General features: G+C 44.4%; 22 protein-coding genes. 11 read left to right on the top strand and 11 right to left on the bottom strand.

The annotated features are described in order from the left end of the window. The 4 genes from MHI53_RS22770 to MHI53_RS22755 are packed head-to-tail and all read right to left on the bottom strand — an operon-like array spanning position 1 to position 4,640. Positions 1-1,482 (bottom strand): Na+/H+ antiporter subunit D, encoded by a 1,482-nt coding sequence (locus MHI53_RS22770; protein WP_340372360.1) that lies wholly within the window; start codon positions 1,480-1,482, stop codon positions 1-3. After that, positions 1,475-1,816, bottom strand: a complete 342-nt coding sequence (locus tag MHI53_RS22765) for a Na(+)/H(+) antiporter subunit C (protein ID WP_061142458.1) — start codon at positions 1,814-1,816, stop codon at positions 1,475-1,477. Before MHI53_RS22765 ends, MHI53_RS22770 begins: the two co-directional genes overlap by 8 nt. Beyond that, entirely contained in the window at positions 1,816-2,238 is a 423-nt protein-coding gene (locus MHI53_RS22760) for a Na(+)/H(+) antiporter subunit B (RefSeq protein ID WP_061142459.1), read from the bottom strand. The genes MHI53_RS22765 and MHI53_RS22760 overlap by 1 nt, the downstream gene beginning before the upstream one ends. After that, positions 2,235-4,640 (bottom strand): Na+/H+ antiporter subunit A, encoded by a 2,406-nt coding sequence (locus tag MHI53_RS22755; protein WP_340372359.1) that lies wholly within the window; start codon positions 4,638-4,640, stop codon positions 2,235-2,237. Before MHI53_RS22755 ends, MHI53_RS22760 begins: the two co-directional genes overlap by 4 nt. Positions 4,641-4,974: 334 nt before the next feature. Between MHI53_RS22755 and MHI53_RS22750 the strand changes: the two genes are divergently transcribed. Further along, positions 4,975-5,532: a DUF5366 family protein gene (locus MHI53_RS22750; protein WP_061142521.1), complete on the top strand. Its 558-nt coding sequence runs from the start codon at positions 4,975-4,977 to the stop codon at positions 5,530-5,532. Positions 5,533-5,677: 145 nt separating this feature from the next. Here the strand turns inward: MHI53_RS22750 and MHI53_RS22745 are convergent, their stop codons facing one another. Next, positions 5,678-6,904 carry an IS1182 family transposase gene (locus tag MHI53_RS22745; protein WP_340372358.1) on the bottom strand — a complete coding sequence of 409 codons (1,227 nt, stop codon included), beginning with the start codon at positions 6,902-6,904 and terminating at the stop codon, positions 5,678-5,680. Between the two features lie 512 nt (positions 6,905-7,416). After that, positions 7,417-9,279, bottom strand: coding sequence for a transglycosylase domain-containing protein (locus tag MHI53_RS22740; protein ID WP_061143878.1), 1,863 nt, complete (start codon positions 9,277-9,279; stop codon positions 7,417-7,419). A gap of 271 nt (positions 9,280-9,550) precedes the next feature. Here MHI53_RS22740 and kapD point away from each other — a divergent pair, with 271 nt between their 5' ends. Then, entirely contained in the window at positions 9,551-10,174 is a 624-nt protein-coding gene (kapD, locus tag MHI53_RS22735) for a 3'-5' exonuclease KapD (RefSeq protein WP_061143879.1), read from the top strand. Positions 10,175-10,214: 40 nt separating this feature from the next. On the opposite strand, the gene MHI53_RS22730 is transcribed toward kapD, so the two are convergent. Continuing rightward, positions 10,215-10,601 carry a kinase-associated lipoprotein B gene (locus MHI53_RS22730; protein WP_061143880.1) on the bottom strand — a complete coding sequence of 129 codons (387 nt, stop codon included), beginning with the start codon at positions 10,599-10,601 and terminating at the stop codon, positions 10,215-10,217. A 154-nt stretch (positions 10,602-10,755) separates the two neighbouring features. On the opposite strand from MHI53_RS22730, the gene MHI53_RS22725 reads away from it, so the two are divergent. The 5 genes from MHI53_RS22725 (at position 10,756) to MHI53_RS22705 (ending at position 14,747) form a co-directional block, all read left to right on the top strand. After that, entirely contained in the window at positions 10,756-11,352 is a 597-nt protein-coding gene (locus tag MHI53_RS22725; protein ID WP_061143881.1) for a peptidylprolyl isomerase, read from the top strand. Positions 11,353-12,093: 741 nt separating this feature from the next. Continuing rightward, positions 12,094-13,164 carry a M50 family metallopeptidase gene (locus MHI53_RS22720; RefSeq protein ID WP_340372357.1) on the top strand — a complete coding sequence of 357 codons (1,071 nt, stop codon included), beginning with the start codon at positions 12,094-12,096 and terminating at the stop codon, positions 13,162-13,164. Between the two features lie 122 nt (positions 13,165-13,286). Beyond that, on the top strand, positions 13,287-13,511 hold the full coding sequence (locus tag MHI53_RS22715; protein WP_061143883.1) for a hypothetical protein: 225 nt from the start codon (positions 13,287-13,289) through the stop codon (positions 13,509-13,511). Between the two features lie 101 nt (positions 13,512-13,612). After that, positions 13,613-14,089, top strand: coding sequence for a GNAT family N-acetyltransferase (locus tag MHI53_RS22710; RefSeq protein WP_340372356.1), 477 nt, complete (start codon positions 13,613-13,615; stop codon positions 14,087-14,089). A gap of 43 nt (positions 14,090-14,132) precedes the next feature. Continuing rightward, the gene (locus MHI53_RS22705; protein ID WP_061143885.1) at positions 14,133-14,747 is read left to right on the top strand and encodes a PH domain-containing protein; all 615 of its coding nucleotides are present in this window, start codon (positions 14,133-14,135) and stop codon (positions 14,745-14,747) included. A 41-nt stretch (positions 14,748-14,788) separates the two neighbouring features. Here MHI53_RS22705 and MHI53_RS22700 read toward each other — a convergent pair whose 3' ends face one another. Further along, positions 14,789-15,646, bottom strand: a complete 858-nt coding sequence (locus MHI53_RS22700; RefSeq protein WP_061143886.1) for a manganese catalase family protein — start codon at positions 15,644-15,646, stop codon at positions 14,789-14,791. Between the two features lie 141 nt (positions 15,647-15,787). Between MHI53_RS22700 and MHI53_RS22695 the strand changes: the two genes are divergently transcribed. Next, on the top strand, positions 15,788-16,543 hold the full coding sequence (locus MHI53_RS22695) for a TraR/DksA C4-type zinc finger protein (RefSeq protein WP_340372355.1): 756 nt from the start codon (positions 15,788-15,790) through the stop codon (positions 16,541-16,543). Between the two features lie 111 nt (positions 16,544-16,654). Here the strand turns inward: MHI53_RS22695 and MHI53_RS22690 are convergent, their stop codons facing one another. Next, the gene (locus MHI53_RS22690) at positions 16,655-17,830 is read right to left on the bottom strand and encodes a PatB family C-S lyase (protein ID WP_061143888.1); all 1,176 of its coding nucleotides are present in this window, start codon (positions 17,828-17,830) and stop codon (positions 16,655-16,657) included. 102 nt (positions 17,831-17,932) lie between these two features. Here MHI53_RS22690 and MHI53_RS22685 point away from each other — a divergent pair, with 102 nt between their 5' ends. Further along, positions 17,933-18,193 carry a DUF1871 family protein gene (locus tag MHI53_RS22685; protein WP_340372354.1) on the top strand — a complete coding sequence of 87 codons (261 nt, stop codon included), beginning with the start codon at positions 17,933-17,935 and terminating at the stop codon, positions 18,191-18,193. Between the two features lie 57 nt (positions 18,194-18,250). On the opposite strand, the gene MHI53_RS22680 is transcribed toward MHI53_RS22685, so the two are convergent. Next, the gene (locus MHI53_RS22680; RefSeq protein ID WP_061143890.1) at positions 18,251-19,120 is read right to left on the bottom strand and encodes an alpha/beta hydrolase; all 870 of its coding nucleotides are present in this window, start codon (positions 19,118-19,120) and stop codon (positions 18,251-18,253) included. A gap of 300 nt (positions 19,121-19,420) precedes the next feature. Here MHI53_RS22680 and MHI53_RS22675 point away from each other — a divergent pair, with 300 nt between their 5' ends. Beyond that, on the top strand, positions 19,421-19,921 hold the full coding sequence (locus tag MHI53_RS22675; protein ID WP_061143891.1) for an Lrp/AsnC family transcriptional regulator: 501 nt from the start codon (positions 19,421-19,423) through the stop codon (positions 19,919-19,921). Continuing rightward, on the top strand, positions 19,918-21,087 hold the full coding sequence (locus tag MHI53_RS22670; protein ID WP_340372353.1) for an aminotransferase: 1,170 nt from the start codon (positions 19,918-19,920) through the stop codon (positions 21,085-21,087). Before MHI53_RS22675 ends, MHI53_RS22670 begins: the two co-directional genes overlap by 4 nt. A gap of 157 nt (positions 21,088-21,244) precedes the next feature. Here MHI53_RS22670 and MHI53_RS22665 read toward each other — a convergent pair whose 3' ends face one another. Beyond that, positions 21,245-21,598: a helix-turn-helix transcriptional regulator gene (locus MHI53_RS22665; RefSeq protein ID WP_340372352.1), complete on the bottom strand. Its 354-nt coding sequence runs from the start codon at positions 21,596-21,598 to the stop codon at positions 21,245-21,247. Positions 21,599-21,902 lie beyond the last annotated feature (304 nt).

The following is a 21,902-nucleotide window of genomic DNA, read 5'->3' as shown; positions in this document are numbered from 1 at the left end:
CTACTCCTTTAAAACCGCTTTGATATAAATATCCGGATTCAATAATGTTTCGACTGCTTGAGAAATGAAAGGGTATATCGCTTCCGTTCCAACTCCGTATAAGACGGAAATGGCAACGAGGATTACGGCCGGAATAAGCATCTTATTAACCGGAACGGCTGCCGGGCGATAATCAGCCCTCGGTGTTCCCCAGAAGCCGTAGATGAAGATTTTCATCACGGAATACAGGACCATCAAGCTTGATAGCAGGACAATGGCCATTCCAAGGTAGTCGCCTGATTTTCCAGCTCCCAGGAGAATAAGAAGCTTGCCGGCAAAGCCGCTGAATGGCGGGATCCCAGCCAAGGATATGGCAGCTATGAAAAAGGTCCAGGCAAGGGTGGGATACTGCTTGATCAAGCCCCCCATTTTCCTTAAATCAGCCGAGCCGGTGAGTTTGATCATGATGCCGATCAGCAGGAAGAGTGAAGCCTTGATCAGCATGTCATGGATGATATATAAAATCGAGCCTGATAATGCCTGTTCGTTCATCACGGAGATGCCGAAAACGATGACACCGACAGCGATGATGATGTTGTAAATGATGATTTTCTTTACATCCCAATAGGCGAGCGCCCCGATGACGCCGATGAGGATGGTCAAGATGGAAAGCCACGCCAGGAAGGTATGGGTGAAGCCTTGATCATGATAAAACATCAGCGTATAGGTGCGGAAAATCGAGTATATCCCGACCTTGGTGAGCAAGGCTCCGAATAGTGCCATCACGGGAATCGGCGGAGCATGATAAGACCCAGGCAGCCACTGGAAGAGCGGGAAAATGGCGCCTTTCAAGCCGAAAACGATCAAGAAACCGATGGCTATCACCGAGAGGATCGCAGGCTGATTGACCTCTGCTATCCTTTGGCTGATCTGCGCCATATTCAATGTGCCCAGTACAGAGTAGAGATACGCGACCATGATGACGAAAAAGGACGAGGAGAGCACGTTGACAATGATATACTTCAACGATTCCCTCAGCTGGATTTTCGTCCCGCCGAGTACCAGCAGCACATAAGAAGCCATCAGCATCACTTCGAAGAAGACAAATAGATTGAAAAGGTCCCCCGTAAGGAAGGCCCCATTCACGCCAATCAATAAAAATTGAAAAACGGGATAATAATAGTGTGCTTCACGTTCCTCCCCTATCGAGTGGAACGAATAAAGCAAGATGGCCAGCCCGATGATATTCGTAGTCAGGACAAGCAGTGAGGCAAGCATGTCTGCGACAATCACGATCCCGAAAGGCGCCTCCCAGCTGCCGACACCCAAGGTCAAGATACCCTGGGAATGTACCGAGAATACAAGAAAGCTGGATATTACGATGCCAATAAGTGACGAAAAAAGTGAAACCCATCGTTGGAGCTTGATTTTTTTTGCAATGAAAATGAGAAAGATGCCTGTGAAAAGCGGCCATAAAACAGGCAGGAAGGTTAAGTTACTCATTCGTTTTTGTACCTCTCATTTCTTCCATATCATCCGTTCCGAGCTCCTGATAGGAACGGTAAGCCAGTACCAGCAGGAAGGACGTCACACCGAAACTGATGACGATTGCCGTTAAGATGAGTGCTTGCGGAAGCGGATCGGCATAGACAGCAGCTTCTTCACTCAGTAACGGGACGGAGCCGGCTTTTAGACCGCCCATCGTCAAAATCAACAGATGGGCGCCGTGACTGAGCAGCCCGGTACCGATTATGATTCTGATCATGCTTTTTGAAAGCATTAAGTACGTCGCGCACATGAATAAAATTCCAATGACAATGGCCATTAATAGTTCCATTATTCACTCTCCCCTATCGTTTGAATAATGGTCATCGTGACACCAACAACCACAAGATAAACACCGAGATCAAAAAGCACGGCGGTATGAAGTGAGATATGCCCAAGGAGGGGCAAATCGACATAACGGTAGGCATGGGTCATGAGCGGTACGCCGAACAACAGCCCGCCTGCAACCGTCAGGCTTGAAATGAGCAAGCCTGCACCGATCATCAACTTATAATCGATCGGCAGGATCGCGGTGACGGTCTTTAAATCGAAGGCGAGCAGCAGCAGCACAATGGCAGCCGAAGTCATCAAGCCTCCGACAAACCCGCCGCCTGGCGAATAATGACCGCCCAGGAAGATGGCCACCGCAAAAAGGAGGATGACGAAGGCGGCGACCTTCGTAACCGTTTGAAGAATCAGGTCGTTTTGCTTCATGATTTAGCTTTCCCCCTTGTCAGACGCAATTTGATCATCGCGAAGATCCCGAGCGCGGCGATGGAAAGGACCGTGATTTCAAACATCGTATCAAGTCCGCGGAAGTCGACGAGAATGACATTTACGACGTTTTTCCCGCCGGCCTCTTTATACGCGTTTTCAAGGTAATAGCTTGAGATGGAATCAAATAGTTTATTGCTGTGTGCCGATAAGGCGATCAACGTCACGATGACGCCTACACCAATGGATATCAAGGCGTTATTCAACCTGAATGTCATCCGTTCTTCCTTTCTGCTGGCCATCAATGGCAGGTGGAAGAAGCAAAGCAAGAACAGCGATACGGATATCGTTTCAATGACTAGCTGGGTCAGTGCTAAATCCGGAGCCCGCAGCAAGACGAAAAACAGGGAAATCGCATAACCGACTGCTCCCAAGATGATGATCGAGGTTAAACGTGACTTGGCAAACAAAATCGCAATCGCCGCGACGACGATGACGCCCGCTAGTAGCAGCTCGTAAAAACCGATCGGGGCAAAATGTCCTGTATCCAATGTAAAGGCATCCTTCCAATAAATCGTAAAGCCCAATGAAAGAATGAAAAATAGGAATATGGATAGCAGATAGGTCCGCAATGAACCTGTCATTAATAATTTCATCACGGAGGAGGACGAACGTTCAAGGCCCTTTAATCCGTTATCATACAAAGAATTCAAGGATAAACGTTCTGGAACCACCTGAGTGATCCTCTGCCACTTCGGAAGCGTTTTGTATAAAAGAATTCCCAATGCGATGATGCCGATCGTCATCCATACTTCAGGTGTGAACCCATGCCAGAAAGCAATATGGACATGGAAATCTTCGGTTGCCAAGCTAGGCTGTATGCCAGCTACTGCAGGCTTGATGATCGAAGTAGCAAGCAGGTTTGGGAAAATGCCGAAAACGATGACCAGCAAGGCAAGGATGATGGGAGAAACCAGCATCCCGATCGGTGCCTCATGTGGCTTCCTATCCAATAGGTTTGCCTGAAGGTTGCCTGTAAAGGGTTTGAGCACGACAATCATGCTATAGATAAAAGTGAACACACTCGCAATCCAGGCTATAACAGGGAACAGAACTCCCCATGTGTCCATATTGAAGATATCCAGCTCCAATACATTCACCATGCTGGCCAAGAACATTTCCTTACTTAAGAAACCGTTGAATGGCGGAAGGCCTGCCATTGAAAAGGCGCCGATGATGGCGACGGTGAAGGTGATCGGCATCACCTGCATCAATCCGCCAAGCTTTTTGATATCACGGGTCCCGGTTTCATGGTCAATGATGCCTGCAACCATGAAAAGGCTGCCCTTGAAGGTCGCGTGATTAATCAAATGGAATACAGCTGCAACCGTGGCTGCCAAGTAAATATTTCCCCCCATTGAATCATAATGGAGTGCTGCCGCGCCCAGACCCAGCAACGACATGATCAATCCAAGCTGACTGATGGTGGAAAAGGCGAGGATGCCTTTTAAATCGGTCTGCTTGATTGCCGAGCACGAGCCCCAGAAAAGGGTGATCAATCCGGTAATCGAAACGAGCCAGAGCCATAACCCGGATTCTGCAAAAACAGGGCTTAATCGGGCCACTATATAAATCCCGGCCTTGACCATCGTTGCCGAATGAAGATAGGCACTGACGGGCGTCGGAGCCTCCATCGCATCAGGAAGCCAGATATGGAAGGGAAATTGGGCCGATTTAGTGAATGCCCCAAGCAGGACGAGCAATAGTGCCGGAGTGAAGAGCGAGTGATCCATCAGCTGCCCACTTTGTGCTATCAATTCACGTATGCTGAAGGTGTTGCCCATGATGGAAAGGAGAATGATCCCCCCAAGCAGGCTTAGTCCTCCAAGGACGGTAATCAGCAGGGATTTCTGTGCCCCGTAACGTGAACGCTCCCGTTCATTCCAATATCCAATCAATAAAAACGAGGAGAGACTGGTGAATTCCCAAAATGTATAAAGGACAATCAGGTTATCCGAAAGGACCACACCGAGCATCGCCCCCATGAAGAGCAAAAGAAAGACGTAAAACTGATTCAGCCTTTCCTTCTCCTTCGATAAATAGAAAACGGAGTAAAGAACGACGAGTGAACCTATTCCGGTAATGAGCAAGGCGAACAGAAGCCCTAGTCCATCAACATAGAAATCAACATGGATACCGAGAGAAGGGATCCATGCAGCCCTTTCCGTCATGACATCGCCCTGTTTGGTCAAGGGGATGAACCTTGAAAAATAGGTGAAAAGGAGAATGGGTAATATGAGTACAAACCATCCTGTATGTATGTGTCGAAATAGTTTGTATAAGAGTGGAACAATAAGAGCTAATAAAAACGGTGATAATACCGCCAGATGAAGCAATGACATAAACTTCCCCCCCTTTTTACGAAGTCTTTCGTCTTATTATGCTTTTATTTACGCAATACTAGACGCCAGCAAATCTTCGTTGCTGATGCCATTTTTTTTTATTAATTACATGTCACGATTAAAAGTATAACGCAATTTTTGGGGGTTTGCATGGCTTTAGGAACACGGAAGGTCCACTAAAATGAAGATTTATATATAGGTAGAAAAGGAGCCTCCACCGCTCTGAAAATATTTATTTCAAACGTTTATTTGCGGGGAATTCGTATAGTATCCATTGTGAAATCGTGGTTTATCTTGCATAATATAGGATAAAAGAAGCATGGATGGAGAAAACATGAAAAACACCTATTTACTAAGCTACTTTCCGATCATATCAATCCTATTATTCAGCCTATCCTTTTCCATTTATGGGGAAATGCAAATGCTCAAGTTATTCGGGAATTTGGGCATCTACCAAGGGATGCTGGAGTTTTTTTCTGAAACGGGCATAAAGCTGGCGCTGCTGATCGTATTGCTTCTCCTATTTTTCATGGTTTTTGCCGCCTTGAAATTGATCTCTGACACTGTAATGGAGCTATCTTTGTTATTCTTTTCCAAGGATTCGGAAGGGAAAGCCTTGAACAGTGTAAGAAGGGGCTCGGTCATATATGTCATTGGCGCTGCGTGTTCCTTGTTCAGTGTTCAATACATCATTGGGCTAGGAGTGATCTTCATCGCAACGAATATCGTGGCCTTGATTTATTTCGTCAATAAATTGAGCCCGAACCTGAATTTGGCGAGGTTGGTCGGACTGGTTTTCTTTCCGATCTTCGTTTGGACGGCCTTGATTTCCATCGTCTCCTTTGCCGGCTTGAAGCTTTACAACAGCGTGATTGCAAGCCTGCCCATCTAACCATAAAAAAAGAAGGTGCCAATGAAGGCACCTTCTCAGTTTGTAGACAAAAGGGGTTCGGAATTAAAAAATTCCGAACCCCTTTTGAAATTCCTTTGAAATTTTGACCAAAGGTTACGAGATTTGGGCTCTTCGAGCCACTATGTTAAGCCATTTTAGGACCTTGCCATGTCCAAGTGGCCATCTTCTTTACATTCATGGCAGCGAAAGTAAGCATCGCCTGCTTTTTAAGTCCCCTTAAAGTAGTCCAACGCATACCATGCTTTTCTTTTGCATCTGCGAATACACGCTCAATCGTTTCTTTGCGTTTCGCATATATAGGTTTTACCTCTTGATGATGACGCAGATGATCTGCTTCTTCCACATATGCTTGCCAGATATGCCGTGTCACTACTTTTTGATGGTCTTTGCTTTCCGTACACCGTGATAAAAATGAGCATGTTGCACAAATTTGTTTGGGCGATTTGTACTCGCGATAGCCCTCTTTATTTGTTGTTGAGTACTTTAAAGTTTCTCCCGAAGGGCAAAGGTAACAATCAAAGTGTTCATCGTAAACATAGTCATGTTTGCGAAAGAATCCTTCTTTTGTACGAGGACGTGTATAGGGTAAAGCAGGTGTGATTTCTTTGTTAAATAGGTAGCTTGTAATCGCTGGTGTTTTATAAGCGGCATCTGCGGCAGCATGGAATGAATAGGCAAACTGTTTTGTTCGTTCATCTTTCACATAGTAGCCACTCTCAGGATCCGTAGTACTTTCTTTAATTGCTTTGGTTTCTTCCTTATCAAATTTATCTGGTGGAAAAGGCTTCTTTCCATGGTTTTCACGATCTTGATTGATTTCTTCTTGAAGACGTCCTTGATACGCTCGTGTTTCTTTACGAACGATTTTCTTTTCAAATTTCCGTTTATTCGCACTGGCTTTCACATGGGTGGAATCCACGAAAACGTGTTCTACACTTATTAACTTTTTATTAGCAGCTGTCATTAAAATGCGACAGAAAATCTGTTCAAACAGGTCTGTATCTTTAAAGCGTCGCTCATAATTTTTTCCGAACGTAGAGAAATGAGGTACTTTATCATGGAAACCATAGCCTAAGAACCAACGGTAAGCCATATTGGTTTCAACTTCTTCAATCGTTTTACGCATGGAACGAATACCGAAGGTATATTGAATGAAAGTCAGTTTAACTAAAATAACTGGATCAATACTTGGGCGTCCTACCTCTGAGTACATATCTTTCACCAAGTCATAAATGAAAGTGAAGTCAATGGCAGCCTCCATTTTACGAACCAAATGGTTCGGTGGCACCAGTTGATCTAAAGTAATCATTTCAAGTTGATCTCGCTGAATAGAATCATGTTTAGAAAGCATCCTCATCACCTCAAGTTTTAATCCTTCAATTTTAAAACAAAAATGACTCCAGTCAAAAGTGTTCTATCTAAAAGGTAAGACAAAGTTGATTGGAACGGAAGGTACGAGACTCCTGCGGGAAAAGCGCGTCTAGGGGAGACCCCGCAGGCAAAGCCGAGGAGGCTCCCCGACCGCCCGCGGAAAGCGAGTGCCTGGAGTGGAAATCAACGTCTAAATTGTACAGGCCATAAAAATAGACAAACTCGATTTTCATCGAGTTTGTCTACAGTCTGAGAAGGTGCTAATGAAGGCACCTTCTTTTTTCTTAAAACAAGATGGAGCCCCGAATGCCCGGCGTTCAGGAGAATCAGTACTAAGACCGTTGCATTCCGCTCAGCGTAAAACCCTTTAAGCATTCTTCCTCAGGCTTCCTATTCACTTTTTTTCAGCTAAAAAGCCAAACCCCCGGTACGGATGGATTTGGCTCTTAGTCTTTTTGTCGTTAGTCAACCTTGATATTCGTTAGCTTATTTTTATTGCTCGGCCGTTTGGCTGATGTCTTTCCATATCAGTGTATGCGGTGAGCGTGAATAAATGGCCTGTAGGTTGGCTGGTTTGTCCTTGCCGATCCAGACGCCTGTCGTGTAGTTTGCGGTCAGGCCGACAAACCACATGTCTTTTACATCATTGGTCGTACCGGTTTTGCCGCCGACATATTCCGCAGGGAAGTAGGCTTTGCGGCCCGTACCGGTCATGGTTACTTCATGGAGAAGCGTCCTCATTTTGCTGACGGTGTTTTTGCTCCATACCTCCTTGGGTTTATCCTTCCAGCTATAAACGGTTTTACCTTGTTTGTCGGTGACTTTAATGATCGCGCGCGCTGGCTGGTAGTTGCCATCTTGGAAGGAGGTATAGGCATTCGTCAATTCGAGGGGACTCATGCCGTATTCGAAGCCGCCTATGGCCGAACTGATATGGTGATCCTTCATGGTGATTCTTTTGAAATCGAAGGCGTCGAGATACGAAAAGCTCTTTTTTATACCCGTCTTTTCAAAAAGGCGGATGGCGGGTGTGTTATAGGATTGAGCGAAGGCGGTCCTTAACGTGACCATCCCGTAGCTATCACCGCTATAGTTCTTTGGGCAGTAGCTATTGCTGCAATAGCTCGCTCCGCTTACAAGCTGATTGATGTCAGCCCCGGTTTCCTCAAGGTAGGGAGCATAGTCAAGCAGGGGCTTGATGGCCGATCCCGGCTGCCTATAGCTTTGGTATGAACGATTGAAAGAATTTTTTTTATAATCTTTTCCCCCAATCAAAGAGACAAGCTCGTGCGTATGATGCTGTATAACCACTATCGCTCCCTCGATATCATTGACACCGATTTTCGATTGCAGGGCAGTCTTGGACTGGGTTTGCAGTTTCGTATCGAGTGCGGTATGAATGGTTACACCGGAATGTAAAAGCTTTTCGACTTTGTTAGCAAGCTCGGCTTCCGCTTTTTGACGGACAGACTCATCAGAACTTTGCAGAGGTTTCGAGAGACCTTCAGAGGTTGCCACCAGATTTTTCAATTCCTGATGAACATACGTCACATAATCGGGATATAGCTCGACCGAGGTGGACAAGTTCAATCTAATCGTACTTTTGATAAGCCTATCATACTCCATCTGTTCCAAATCGCCTTCGGCTACCATTTGTTTCAGCAACCTCTCTTGTCGCTTTTTCGTTGCATCAAAATGTTGAAGGGGATTATAGTGTTCCGGATTATTAGGGATCGCGGCCAAGAAGGCCAGCTCAGCCTTGGACAACTCCCGAGTCGGTTTGCTGAAGTAAAACTGGGAAGCGGCTTCGATCCCATAGGCGCCATTACTGAAATAGATGGCATTCAAATATAGCTCCATGATTTCCTGTTTGGATTTCTTGCGCTCCAATTGATAGGCATAGAGGAGTTCACTGAGTTTCCGGTTATAAGTCCGATCATGGGTAAGGAAAACATTCCGGGCCAGTTGCTGGGTGATGGTGCTGCCGCCTTGTTCGATCGCATCATTTTGGGAATTGATAAGAAGTGCCCTGCTGATCCCCGACAGGTCGACGCCGCCATGCTCATAGAATTTTTGATCTTCGGAAACGATGAACAGATTTTCCAGGAATAGAGGGATATCATCAAGTTTTAGGTAGGTCCTTTTTCCGCCATCGGATACCTCGCTGATCACTTTTCCATTTGCGGCCGTCATGTAACTTGTCTGGGCCAATTCAATCGAATCAATGGGAATGCGCTCATCGAGCACATGATAGGGAGATTGGGCCAATGACCATTCTTGATAGGAAAGAAAGATGAATAAGGCCAGAACAGGAACTAACAAGAAAATCGTGATATAACCAAGATACGTGCGCATAGTTCAACTTCCTAACTAATATATTTTTAGTATGTTCTTGGACAAAATAAGGAGTGGAATGGTACTTTTGGTTCATCCATCCATCATAATCCAATTAAGGAAGACAATAAAGACTTTTGGGGAATTTAGGACTGCCCTCCGGTAAGGGTGTTGAAGGTGAGGGCAATTCGAAGAAGAACTTTCTAAATCTTCTGTTATAATATTCTCATGAGAAAAGAAAACTAATATATGGTCATAAATAAACGTCAGGACTAAGAAGGGGGTCATAAAAATGGACGAACAACAGCAATATGTATTCATAGATTTTGAATTTACGATGCCGGAGGGGAAAGCGAATCCAGTAGGCTTTTATCCGGAAATCATTGAGGTCGGCTTCGTCACCGTCATGAATGAGACGATTCAGGAGCAATTTTCTTCTTTTGTCAACCCATTGAAATTTCCAGACTTAACGGGAAGGTGCAAGAAATTCTTGAATATAACCCAAGACCAGGTGGACCGGGGGATTTCATTTGAAGAGCTGGTTTCTTTATTGAGGAAGATAGATGAGCAGCATCCAACGACAATTGTGACTTGGGGGAATATGGACATGAAGGTGCTCCGCCAAAACTGTCAGAAAGCAGGGTTGAAGTTCCCGTTTTCAGGAAAACAGACGGATCTTTGTTTGGAGTATAAACGCTTTTTCGGGGATCAAAATCAAACCGGCCTTTGGAAGGCTGTACAGGCCTATGGGAAAGAAGGGACAGGCAAGCATCATAGGGCGCTGGATGACGCAATCACGACATACAATATCTTTAAGCTGGTAGAGAAGGATAAGAGCTATATGCAAAATCATGAACCGACCACGATTGGCGATCGCATTGATTTATCGAAGGTGCTGAATCATTTAGCGTTATAAAAGCCAAATCATCTACTACTGATTTGGCTTTTATCATGCTTTATTTGAAATAATCCACCGCTAGATCTTCGAGGAGCCGCAAGCTTTTTTCATTCCACTCCGTATCGTCTTCGCTTAAGGTTTGTTTCATTTTCGCAACAGCCTCGTTTAAGGATTCCCGATACTCAGGAATTTCCCCATCAAAGACCCTGACCATATTCTTAGGCACATTGGTTTGCTCCCGGAATGCAAGGGCACGCCGTTGATGGAACATGGACACTTCCGTTTGCTTCGGGTTATGAAGATCTCCCTGCATGGGATGCTTCATGACAGCCAACACTTTAACAAGATATGCAGCAGGCCGGATATCGGTGACTTCGCCGATGTATTTTCCTGTTTTATATATCGCGGTAACCTTATCGCCGATTTTAAAATCTTGTTCTGACATTTCCCTACCACCTTTCTTTAACTTCCTTCATGATACATAAGAACACCGATTTTTCACAGCGATTTTGTTCAATTTTGCAAAGATGCTTTTTTTATGAAAATCGTGTAAAGTGTACAAATGAAGATGAGGCCATTTTATAAAAAAGAAAGAGGGTATGACAATGACAAACTTTCCGCAATTAACAAGTGAAGTATTGGAAAATGAAAAAGCGGTCATCATGCAAACGACGATTGGCGATATTAAAATCAAGCTATTCCCTGAGCTTGCTCCAAAGACAGTGGAAAATTTCTTGACACATGCTGAAAACGGTTACTACGAAGGGATCATTTTCCACCGTGTCATCAAGGATTTCATGCTGCAAGGCGGAGATCCAACAGGAACTGGAATGGGTGGAGAAAGCATTTGGGGAGCGCCATTCGAGGACGAATTCTCGATGCAATTATTCAATTTGCGAGGAGCGCTTTCCATGGCAAATGCAGGACCGGGAACGAACGGCAGCCAATTCTTCGTCGTACAAGCCCAGCACGTGGACAGCAGGATGGGCGGGCAAATGAAGCAAGCCGGTTATCCTGAGGAAATCATCAGTGCTTATATGGAACAAGGCGGCACACCATGGCTTGACCATAAGCATTCCGTTTTTGGACAAGTCATCGAAGGCATGGACGTCGTGGATGCGATTGCTGACGTGGAAACCGTGGCAGGAGACAAGCCAGCCGAAGATGTAGTCATTAAAGGAATCACCATTTTATAAACCATCAAAAGTGAGGGGCCGAGTGTCTCTCGCTTTTTTATGTGCAAGGATGTGCCTGAAGTTATTTGATGCAAGTCCGGAGCCATGAACGCAGTCCACAGTGATGCGGAAACCGGAAAAAGCAGCGGCAAACCGTGCTAGGGGAACACGAAATCCTACTATAATTGAAAAATTCGTCCTACACTTCGTATAATTCGACCTAACTCCGCTTAATCCGTCCTAGTCTCCGTTTATTCGACCTAACTCCGTTTAATCCGTCCCAGTCTCCGTTTATTCGACCTAACTCCGCTTAATCCGTCCTAATCTCCGTTTATTCGACCTAACTCCCGCTTATTCCATTCCGTCCTACACCCAAAAATCCGCCCTGAATCTGGAAATTCCGTCCTACACTTCATCATTCCGCAGTATGATTATGTATGAGCGTGGAAGATCTGGTATATGTTCAATCTAGAAATTCTTCCAATAACGATATTCATAAAACCAAATATGATACTTTGGAATTCAAAATAGAAACGCCCTACTAAAATTTATATGATCTAATGGAATAATTGATAAATGTAACGAAGTGAGTGTTTAAAAGTTTTATCAGCCCATTGATAGAATTTTTTTCTCTCGTCATAAGTCCTTCTACTGTTTGCGATGTCTGAAAACAATCTTCACTATATCGAAACAAAAAGGAATAGAACCACTTTTAACATGGAAACTGTAATGGCAATTTATCATTTGAAGGGAGATGCAAATATGCCTGATTATAAATATGTAGTCCTTCACCCGTTATTTTGTTTGTTTTGTCTCTTTTTCTTATTGGGCATTCTGTTTGTAATGACGGCTGACACCCTTTATATATTGATTGGACAATTAGCAGCCATCCTCGTCATCGCGATAGGATTCCACGAACTGGGTCATTGGCTGCTGGGTACCTTGTTGAACATGAAATTTAAATTCCTTGCGTTTTTCTGTATCTTGCTAACGAAAGAAGAGGGGAAGATTAGATGTGAGTTAAATAATAGCCTGCCGCTCTCTTTTGGAGTGACGAAAATGTATTTTGATGACAGTCTGTCTGAAAGTAATATTAGGCAAAGAAAAATTTGGTATTATGCTGGTGGCCCGTTAGCGAATTTTTTCTTGCTTACCGTAGCCTCTCTGGTACATTTCATGTTGGACTGGGATAAAGGGAGTTTTAGTGATGTATTGCCTTACTTCATCGTTTTGAATCTTGTGATCATGGTTGCCACTATGGTTCCTATTGAAGGAACAGATGGGTGGAGTATTATGGAAATTATTAAGAGGACAGAAGAGCAGGTTAAGGGCGATAGTCAGCTAGAATCATTCTACTTTCGCCCCGTCCAACAGCTGACAACTCATGACATTAGTTGGCTGAAAGCAAAAATGAATGAGGCAGCCAAATCTGACGATGTCTTTAGTATAACGCTTCTGCTACTCCATCATTATCTGGCAGCCCATCGTCCTGAGGAGGGGAATGAAATCCTTCAGGCTGGTCTTGACAAGATTGAGCTAGCGCAGGAACAGACGGTGCTAAGGCAAATTCTGATTTTTTATAAAACATTAGTGGCATTCTACATGAACGATACGCTCTCAAATGATGGCTATCAAGAACTGCAGAAGATAACCTTTTGGTATGGTGAGGCTTTTTATACGATAGCCCAGGCAATCATACAAGAACCAAATAATAAGAGTGGACGAATGGTAGCGGAGCTTGAAAAGGGCTTATCGAAAACAGGTGAGTTAATGGATCCAAATCAACAAGGAATTCTTAGGATGGTTCTACCTTCAATCGGTAAAGGGGGTTGAGTAACAAATGGAATTCCAATATCACTCTTTGTTTTAGCCAATTCGGTCCACTAGTGGATTGTTCTGGGAATTGATATAATAATAGAAAGCAGTGCATATCTCTATCAAGGAGGAAGTATCGGATGGATTTTCTCGATCATGCTTTACTAGGTTTGTTTCTTTATTTTCCGGAAGACAAGTCTGAGTATATTCCGGCTGGCATCACTTGTTTCATCTTTTTGGTTGCCGCCGTTTTTACGATGAGGGCCATTATCAGATATTCAAAAAAAGAAGAGATGAAGACGAAGCAATTCGAGGATGAAGTGACGAAGAGGAACCAGCGTTTAAAGGATGACAGGCTCACTTGACCTAGGATAAAATTAGAATGAATAATAAAAAGTTCCCTTATCAGCATAAGCAATTTATACTATAAATCATAGAGATAGAAATTTTGGGGGCGTAAGTTGTTATGCAAATCGTAGCGAAAAGGATGATTGCGGCAGATACGGTTAAGCGTTTTTTCATAGACCACTGGGAGACGAGCCAAGTCGTTTTTTCAAGGGGCTTATTTCATTATGCCGAACTTGAGGGTTTCGGGGTGATGGATGAGGATGGAGAAATCTCTGGATTGGGCACGTACAAGGTGTCCGATCAAGTATGCCAGATCATTTCTTTGAATAGTGTGCATGGTAATCAAGGTGTGGGCTCATCGTTGCTTTATGTGATGGAGAATATCGCTAAGGAGAAAAACTGCCATACAATTAAAGCGATTACGACGAATGATAATCTACAGGCATTGAAGTTCTTTCAAAAGAGAGGGTATGCCATTTCGGAAATCGTCAAAAATGCAGTGGAACATTCACGGGAAATCAAGCCTGAAATTCCTTTTTACAGCAGAGATGGCATCCCGATCCGAGATGAGATCATATTGGAGAAAAACGTCTAAAAGGGTGTAGTTCACCTGGAATCATGATAGGAGGAATGGAGAAATGTTCAAGAAAATAGCGGCTGATGCCCTTGGTCTAAGTGATATTGGAAGTGTGATAAGTCCTGCCGATTATGACAAGGTCGATGCAGATGATTATATCATGCACGAAGATGGGGAAAAAATTTATTTCCTGATCAAATCGAAAACGGATGAGTATTGCTTCACCAATCAAGCTTTCATCCATTTGGATGGGACAAGTGCAATCAGCAAGAAGCGTACACTTATGAGGTACAGCTACAGCCAGAATACTATTTCCAACGTGACTCTTGAGACGGCGGGTACCGTGGATTTGGATGCGGAGATCAAATTTTCGATCGGTGCAAGGACCTTTTCCATCGATGTCCATAAAAAATTCATCGAAGAATTGAAGGACCTGTTCAAGTCACTCGTGAAAATATCGGAAATTTGCCATGAGAACGAGTATGCCCTGCAATTTGCGCAGCAAAGCGTAAATCTGGCTTCTTCGACCTTGAACCAAGTTCGCACCGAAGGAAATCAAATGGCGGCAAGCTTCAAGGAAATCAATGCCGCAGCGTTTGAATGGTTGATGGATAGCCGGACAAAATACCATGTGAAAGATTTCGGATACGTTTTTGAAAAATATATCAATAATTAAAAGGGAGGCGGGCACAGGTTCATGTGTCCGCCTTCACTTTTTTAACTGTTCAAGTCATACAAACCAGGGCTATGCTCATTTGGCATATCCGGCATTTCAGGAACGGGGTAGCCATTCGGAGGCTCCGTGACAGTAAGCTGTCCGCCATTGCGGCTAGGCGTTTCACCTTGGAAAACCTCACTGATCCGGGTTTGGTCGAGCCTGAAGTTGAACTGGGCATTGTGATAGCCTAAATCCACATATTTGCGGCATTCAGGGTATTTATTCAAATCATAATTCGGTACAGGAAAGATCTTGCCCCAACTGACCCCGAGTGTTTCCAAGGCTTTGGCAAAAGCGTTTTGGTGAGCATTGTCGCGAACCATCAAAAAGGCGATCGTTTCACGCAACGATTTATTGGAGCTCATTTCATAAATCCTCGACTTTTGCAGCACCCCAGTCGATTCAAGAACGACATTATTCAGAAGGTTGGCAACGAGATTTCCATGATCATAAACATATGCGCCAGTCCAAGGATTTCCTCCCGCATCGACGGGGAGGGATGCTTTTGCCCCCATGATGAAATGGTGGGGGTTTGCGCCGCCCTTGATGACATCATCCAATGGGGCGCCATCGATACCGGAATTTCCCGGCATATTCCCGCCTGCATCATTCAGCAATTGGTTGATCGTCGATTGGACCAGTTCAATATGGCTTAGCTCTTCCAAGAATACACCACGGATCAAATCACGATATTGTTTGGCTTTGCCGCGGAAGTTGGCGCTCTGGAATGAATATTGCATCATCGTCCGCATTTCACCGAATTGTCCTCCAAGCGCCTCCTGAAGAACTTTGGCCGCACTTGGATCAGGCTTATCAGGAACGATCATATTGATTAAATCTTCTTTATAAAAATACAATGAAAGGCCCCCTAGAAATTGATATTTCTCAATTAGCTTTTGTCAGCTGATTTATTTTATTCCTAAGGTAAAAAATACCTTTATGGAATGACTCGAAGAGAGAAATACTAGAGGGAGAACAACTTTGAAAGGATGTTGCACATGCTTTCCAATCAGCAGATAAAAGGCTTTCAACAGCAATTGCAGCAAACGAAGCAGGAGCTGAAGGAGCGATTACATGATTCGGGCGACTTCGATTTAAGAAGGAGCATGCACGATTCGACTGGTGAATTATCCAGTTATGATAATCACCCTGGCGATCAAGGAACCGAATTATATGAACGTGAAAAGGATTTGGCGCTTACAGAGCATTATCGCGATGAAATAAGTGATATCGATCGGGCCCTAACCGCCATCGAGGCAGGGGAGTATGGTAAATGCGAGGTTTGCTCAGCCGATATTCCGCTTGAACGGTTGAATGCCATCCCTACGACAACCTTTTGTGTCGAGCATACCCCATCAAGGGAAACCTCGGACAATCGTCCGATCGAGGAAGAAGTGCTGGGGCCATCATTCGGTAAATTCGATAACGAAGAACAAAACGAATCGGTCGCATTCGATGCCGAGGATTCATGGCAGGAAGTAGCATCCTTTGGAACATCCGAAACGCCTTCCGATTTCGCTTATCCGCCAAACGACTACGAAGATATGTACATCGATTCAGAAGAGAACATCGGGTATGTAGAGGATTATGAAAATTTCGTAGGTGTCGATATTTATGGGAAGGAAATAACGGTATACCCGAATTCCCAGTATGAAGAACTGAAGGAAGAGCTTTTTGAAGAAAATATCCAAACCTCCTTTGGGGATTTGCCTCGTTATGAGCATGATCCTTATGTGGAGGAAGATAAAGAATAAATGGCAAAAGGAGAGCGACTGCGATGTGCTCTCCTTTTAACATTTGAAAAACGAAAAGGGTTTCCCAATGAGATCATTCGGAAACCCTTTTGTAACACCTATCGAGACCATTTATGAAAAAGCTCGTTTTAACCGCTTTAGCCCTTCCAGGAGTGTAGCGCGTGAACAACCGATGTTCATTCGGACGAAGCCTTCCCCGCCTGGGCCATATTTGGACCCTGGCTCCAATGCAAGCTTCCCGTGATGGATCAGCCGTTCCTTGATTTCCTCATCGGACAGACCAAGGTCACGGCAGTCTATCCATAATAGGTACGAAGCATCAGGATGCATCACATGCAGTGCAGGAAGTTCTTCAGCCATGAATTTCTCTGCCAGCTTAATATTTTCCTCGATGTAGTCCATCATTTCCGTCAGCCATTCCAAGCCTTCCCGGTAGGCGGCTTCCATGGCTGTCAAGGCCAAGATGTTGAGGCCGTGGAAAGCTAATTTCATTTGAACCTTCTGCAATTGCTGCTGCAATTTCTTGTTGCTGGTGATCAGGAAGGAAGCCTGCATGCCGGCAATATTGAAAGTTTTGCTTGGGGCCATTAATGTCACGGTCATCGCCGCTAATTCTTTTGAAAGCGAGGCAATCGGGTAATGTGTCGATCCCTTGTGGAACAAGTCAGCATGAATTTCATCACTGACTATGATGACATCGTACTTTTGACAAAGTTCCCCGATTCGCAGCAGTTCGTCCTTTGTCCAGACACGTCCGCCCGGGTTATGAGGGCTGCAAAAAAGGAATACCTTCACTCCGTTTTTCAGCTTGTCTTCAAAATCGGTGAAATCGATCGTAAAGCGGCCTTCCTCAAGGCTAAGGGGACTGTTGACCACTTCCCGGTCGTTGCTTTTGATCATATCAAAAAATGGTGTATACACAGGTGATTGAAGCAATATTTTATCACCGGGATTTGTAAAGGCTTGGATCGTCGTGCTGATGGCCGAAACGATACCGGAACTGAAAGAGATCCACTCTTTTTCGACTTTCCAGGAATGGCGATCTTTCAGCCAGTTTTGAATTGCGGTGAAAACTGTATCCGAAGGGGCGGTATAACCTAAAATGGGATGTTTCAAGCGCTCGAACAACGCTTTTTGAATGCCTTCGGGAGCCGGGAAATCCATATCGGCTATCCACATTGGCAGTACATCCTCGCTTCCAAACAATGTTTTAAGCGAGCTTTTATCCCATTTCACGGATCCCGTATTCTCCCTTTCATAATGTTCTTCAAAAATTGATTTATTCAAAATATCCACCACCGAAAAATTTTTTGTCGTTTTCGCTAAGAAGCAGTCAGTATGATACTATGATATCATGTTCTTTGAATTTATCGAGCAGGTGATGATTATATGGATACACAGCAAATGAATATCGCGTTGGTGGCCGTTTTACAAGAGTGGGACCCTTTCCGGATCGGAGGGGACTTATATGAGCCGGAAATTGCCGATACAGTCGTAGCCATCCGGGATATCGATAGCTCGCGGGAGCTCGCGGAAAAAATACAATCCATTTACGAGTTCGCTTTCGATGAATCCATCGATTTCGACAAATGCCTCGAAGTTGCACAGAAGCTGCTCATCATAAAAAATGATGCCAGCTGTTCCTTATAAAGGTCAAAAAAGGTGTCCCCAAATGCAGGGACGCTTTTTTTTATTGATTTTGCCCCATTACTCGTGAGCATGTTCCTTAGGTCCAAAGTCAAGGGCGGCTGTTCCGAGGAATTGTTTGATTAATTGGTAGATTTCCGCAGGCTTTTCCTCGGGAAGCAAATGGCCGGTATCTTCAAGCACAACTAGTTCGGAATTGGGCAGATCGCCATGAAGCCTTTGGCCGATTTCCAGCGGCACGACGCGGTCATGTCTTCCCCATACCAGCAGGCAGGGTGTCAGAATATCGCGAAGTTCATCCTTCAGCAAATCTACTTCCTTATCCCGGAGCATCCTCCCCAGGGCACGGAATATATCATGCTTTTCCATGAATGGCCTTATATATCCTTGGCGCATTTCATCATCGATCAGGGCTGGGTCATGGACAACATTTTTCAAGTTTTTTTCGATGCCCGAACGCTGGAGATACCCCTTTATCCCGAATGAAAAGAAAGGCAGGTAGCTGACCAGCTTCATCTTTTCCGAATAGCTGGGCTGGTAGCCTGATCCGGCAAGGAGAATCGCGTGTTCAACCAAATCAGGATGCGATTGGATGAGCTGCAAGGAAACCTGCCCACCCATGGAATGGCCGATGATGCTGAATTTGCCGATGTTTTTCCCCGCTAAAAAGCGGACAACGGATTTGGCGATGTTGCGGAATGAATACGTATATCGATAATCTTTTCCGCTTTGTCCGAATGGAGGAAGGTCCAATGAGATCACGTTGAATTCCTTGATTAAGTGGGGCACCAACTTACGGAAGCTGAAGCTGGATGACAAGAAGCCGTGAAGCAGTACAAGGGTGGGAAGGGAGTCATCCATTCGGTCATATTCGAAATAGATATCTATATTATCCACCCGTTCCCTGCCGATGATTGTTTGACGTTCCATATTGGTCCTCTTTCCTCGTCATTGGTCAGCGGATAAAATGCCATAATCACCAAATATAGGGATGGTCCTGCTGTTGCATAACAGTAAATGTAATAATCCCCAGTAAAAATGACAAATGCTATAACAGCTCGCCAATCAATTTTGATATAATAGTGTAAGTTTATCCTGACAGAATAGGACTTATTAATTTTTATTGTCATATAGGATTCCGAAAAAGTCTAATGAGATCATTCGTGAGACGATCTGCCAGCCAAAAACCATCACATCTACATTAGTGAATTCCAAAAGGGGGGTTTTCCAATGCACTTGAATGAAGAGGAATTGGAAGTCTTGAGAATCATTGAAAATAACAGCCGGATCGACCTGAATGATTTGGCTAAAATGACCGATTTATCAGAAGCGGACATTGAAATTACATTGAAAAAATTAGAAGATATGCGTGTCATCGTCCGTTATTTAACGGTCATCAATTGGGCTAAGGTGGATGAATACCACGGTGTCACGGCGATGATTGATGTGAAGGTTACACCAAAACGCGGCGTCGGTTTCGATGAGGTCGCAAAACGGATTTACAAATTCAAAGAAGTGCAATCTGTGTATTTAATGTCAGGCGCCTATGATCTTTCAGTCATTGTCGAGGGACGCTCGATGAATGAAGTGGCTAGCTTCGTTTCCGAAAAACTTTCGACGCTTGATTCCGTCATTTCGACGACGACGCACTTCATCATGAAAAAATACAAGCATGATGGCACCATTTTCGATCAAACTGAAGAAGATAAGCGGATCGTGGTGTCACCATGATCAAAACGAGTTATGTTTCAAGAACGATAGCAGAGCTTAGACCATCAGGCATCCGCCGCTTTTTCGACCTGGCAGCCAATTTGGAGGGGGTCATCTCCCTTGGCGTGGGTGAACCTGATTTCGTCACATCGTGGGCGGTAAGGGAGGCGGCGATCAATTCCCTGGAGGAAGGATTTACCTCTTATACGGCCAATGCCGGTTTATATGAGTTGAGGTCGGAAATCAGTCGATATATGGAAAAGCAGTTCCATGTATCTTACAGGCCAGAGGACCAAATCATCGTCACGGTTGGTGCAAGCCAAGCGCTGGACATTACTTTGAGGACCATCTTGAATCCTGGTGAAGAAGTCATCGTTGTCGAACCGTGCTTCGTTGCATATGCACCTTTGGTTACGATGGCGGGAGGGGTCCCGGTCACGGTCCAAACCTCGAGGGCCGATGACTTCAAATTGACGCCCGATCAACTCGAAGCGGCGATTACGCCCAAAACGAAGGCTGTTTTGATTTGCTCGCCGAATAATCCTACCGGTACCCAGCTTGGGCATGAAGAATTGGTGATGCTTGCTGAGATCGTCAAAAAGCACGACTTGCTGGTCATTTCCGATGAAATCTATGCCGAGCTTGCCTACGATGAGCAGTTCACTTCATTTGCCGCCATTGATGGCATGCTGGAGAGGACGATAGTCATCAATGGATTTTCGAAAGGGTTTGCGATGACAGGATGGCGGCTTGGTTTCGTTTGTGCTCCCAAGGAAATTTCCGAAGCGATGCTCAAGCTTCACCAATATGCGATGATGTGTGCGCCGACGATGGCGCAGCATGCTGCATTGGAAGCCTTGAAGCATGGAATGCAGGACGTAGAGGATATGCGTCGCAGCTATCGGAGAAGAAGGAACTATATCGTCAAATCATTTAACGAAATAGGGCTTGACTGCCATAATCCCGGCGGGGCGTTCTATGCCTTTCCATCCATCGAGAAGACCGGGATGACTTCAATGGAATTTGCCGAAAAACTATTGACCGAGGAACTTGTTGCGGTCGTTCCGGGAGATGTGTTCGGCAAAAGCGGAGAAGGTCATATCCGTTGTTCCTATGCATCCTCCATGGAGCAACTTCAGGAAGCGCTGAAGAGAATGGAACGTTTCATGGCCAACCATTGTAAATAAGCAAAAAAATAGGGATCCGGCCATTATGCAGCCGGATCCCTTTCCATAGGGGGAATTAGAAAAAAGAGTTAATCTAATGGATTAACATAGAAAGTGTTAATCATAGTATATCCAGCCTGTTGATAAAAAATACACATACCATGACCATTTTTTTGAATTAAGCTTGTGTATTATATAAAGTATGCATAACATTCAGAATTTGTTCTTCACTGAAATCCTTGGCCGCCCTTAAGATGAGTTCAGCCTTTTTGGTGCCGATTTCTTCAATTAGTTTTTTGATGTCCTCGTCCATGCCACCAGCATTCCCGGTAGGGGCATCCTTCAAAAATTCCGAGGCAGGAATGTCAAGAACGGTGGAAAGACGTAAAATGGTTTGTGTATCAGGGACCGATTCCCCTGATTCATACTTTTCGATTTTTTTGGTGCCGATTCTTAATTTCAAAGCCAGTTCCTGCTGCGTGAGGTTATGGTCTTCTCGATATTGCCGAATATTCTTCGCGACATTTGACATAGGGTAGGCACTCCTTTTTATGGAAAAAATTTAGTTAATGTCATTATTTTACCATATTATAACTTAAGAATAGGAAACTGAATATGTAGGTTTTGTGAAAAAAATCGCTTGCGAAACTTCGAAATGAGCATATCTTAATGAATCAGGCGGTAAAAAAATTCAGTAATGAGGATTTTATAGCTGGCAGACCCGATGTTAGAAGGCTGAAGTTTTGCCATGGAAAAGGAAATCCAGGTTATTTGCAAATTATTAGGATAAGTTATAAATAACGATTTCATCTATTTAATTATTATTTCCAAAAAAC

The sequence above is a fragment of the Peribacillus sp. FSL E2-0218 genome (assembly GCF_037992945.1).
Classification (GTDB): Bacteria; Bacillota; Bacilli; order Bacillales; family DSM-1321; genus Peribacillus; species Peribacillus simplex_B.
This window is presented reverse-complemented; position numbering and strand designations above follow the sequence as displayed.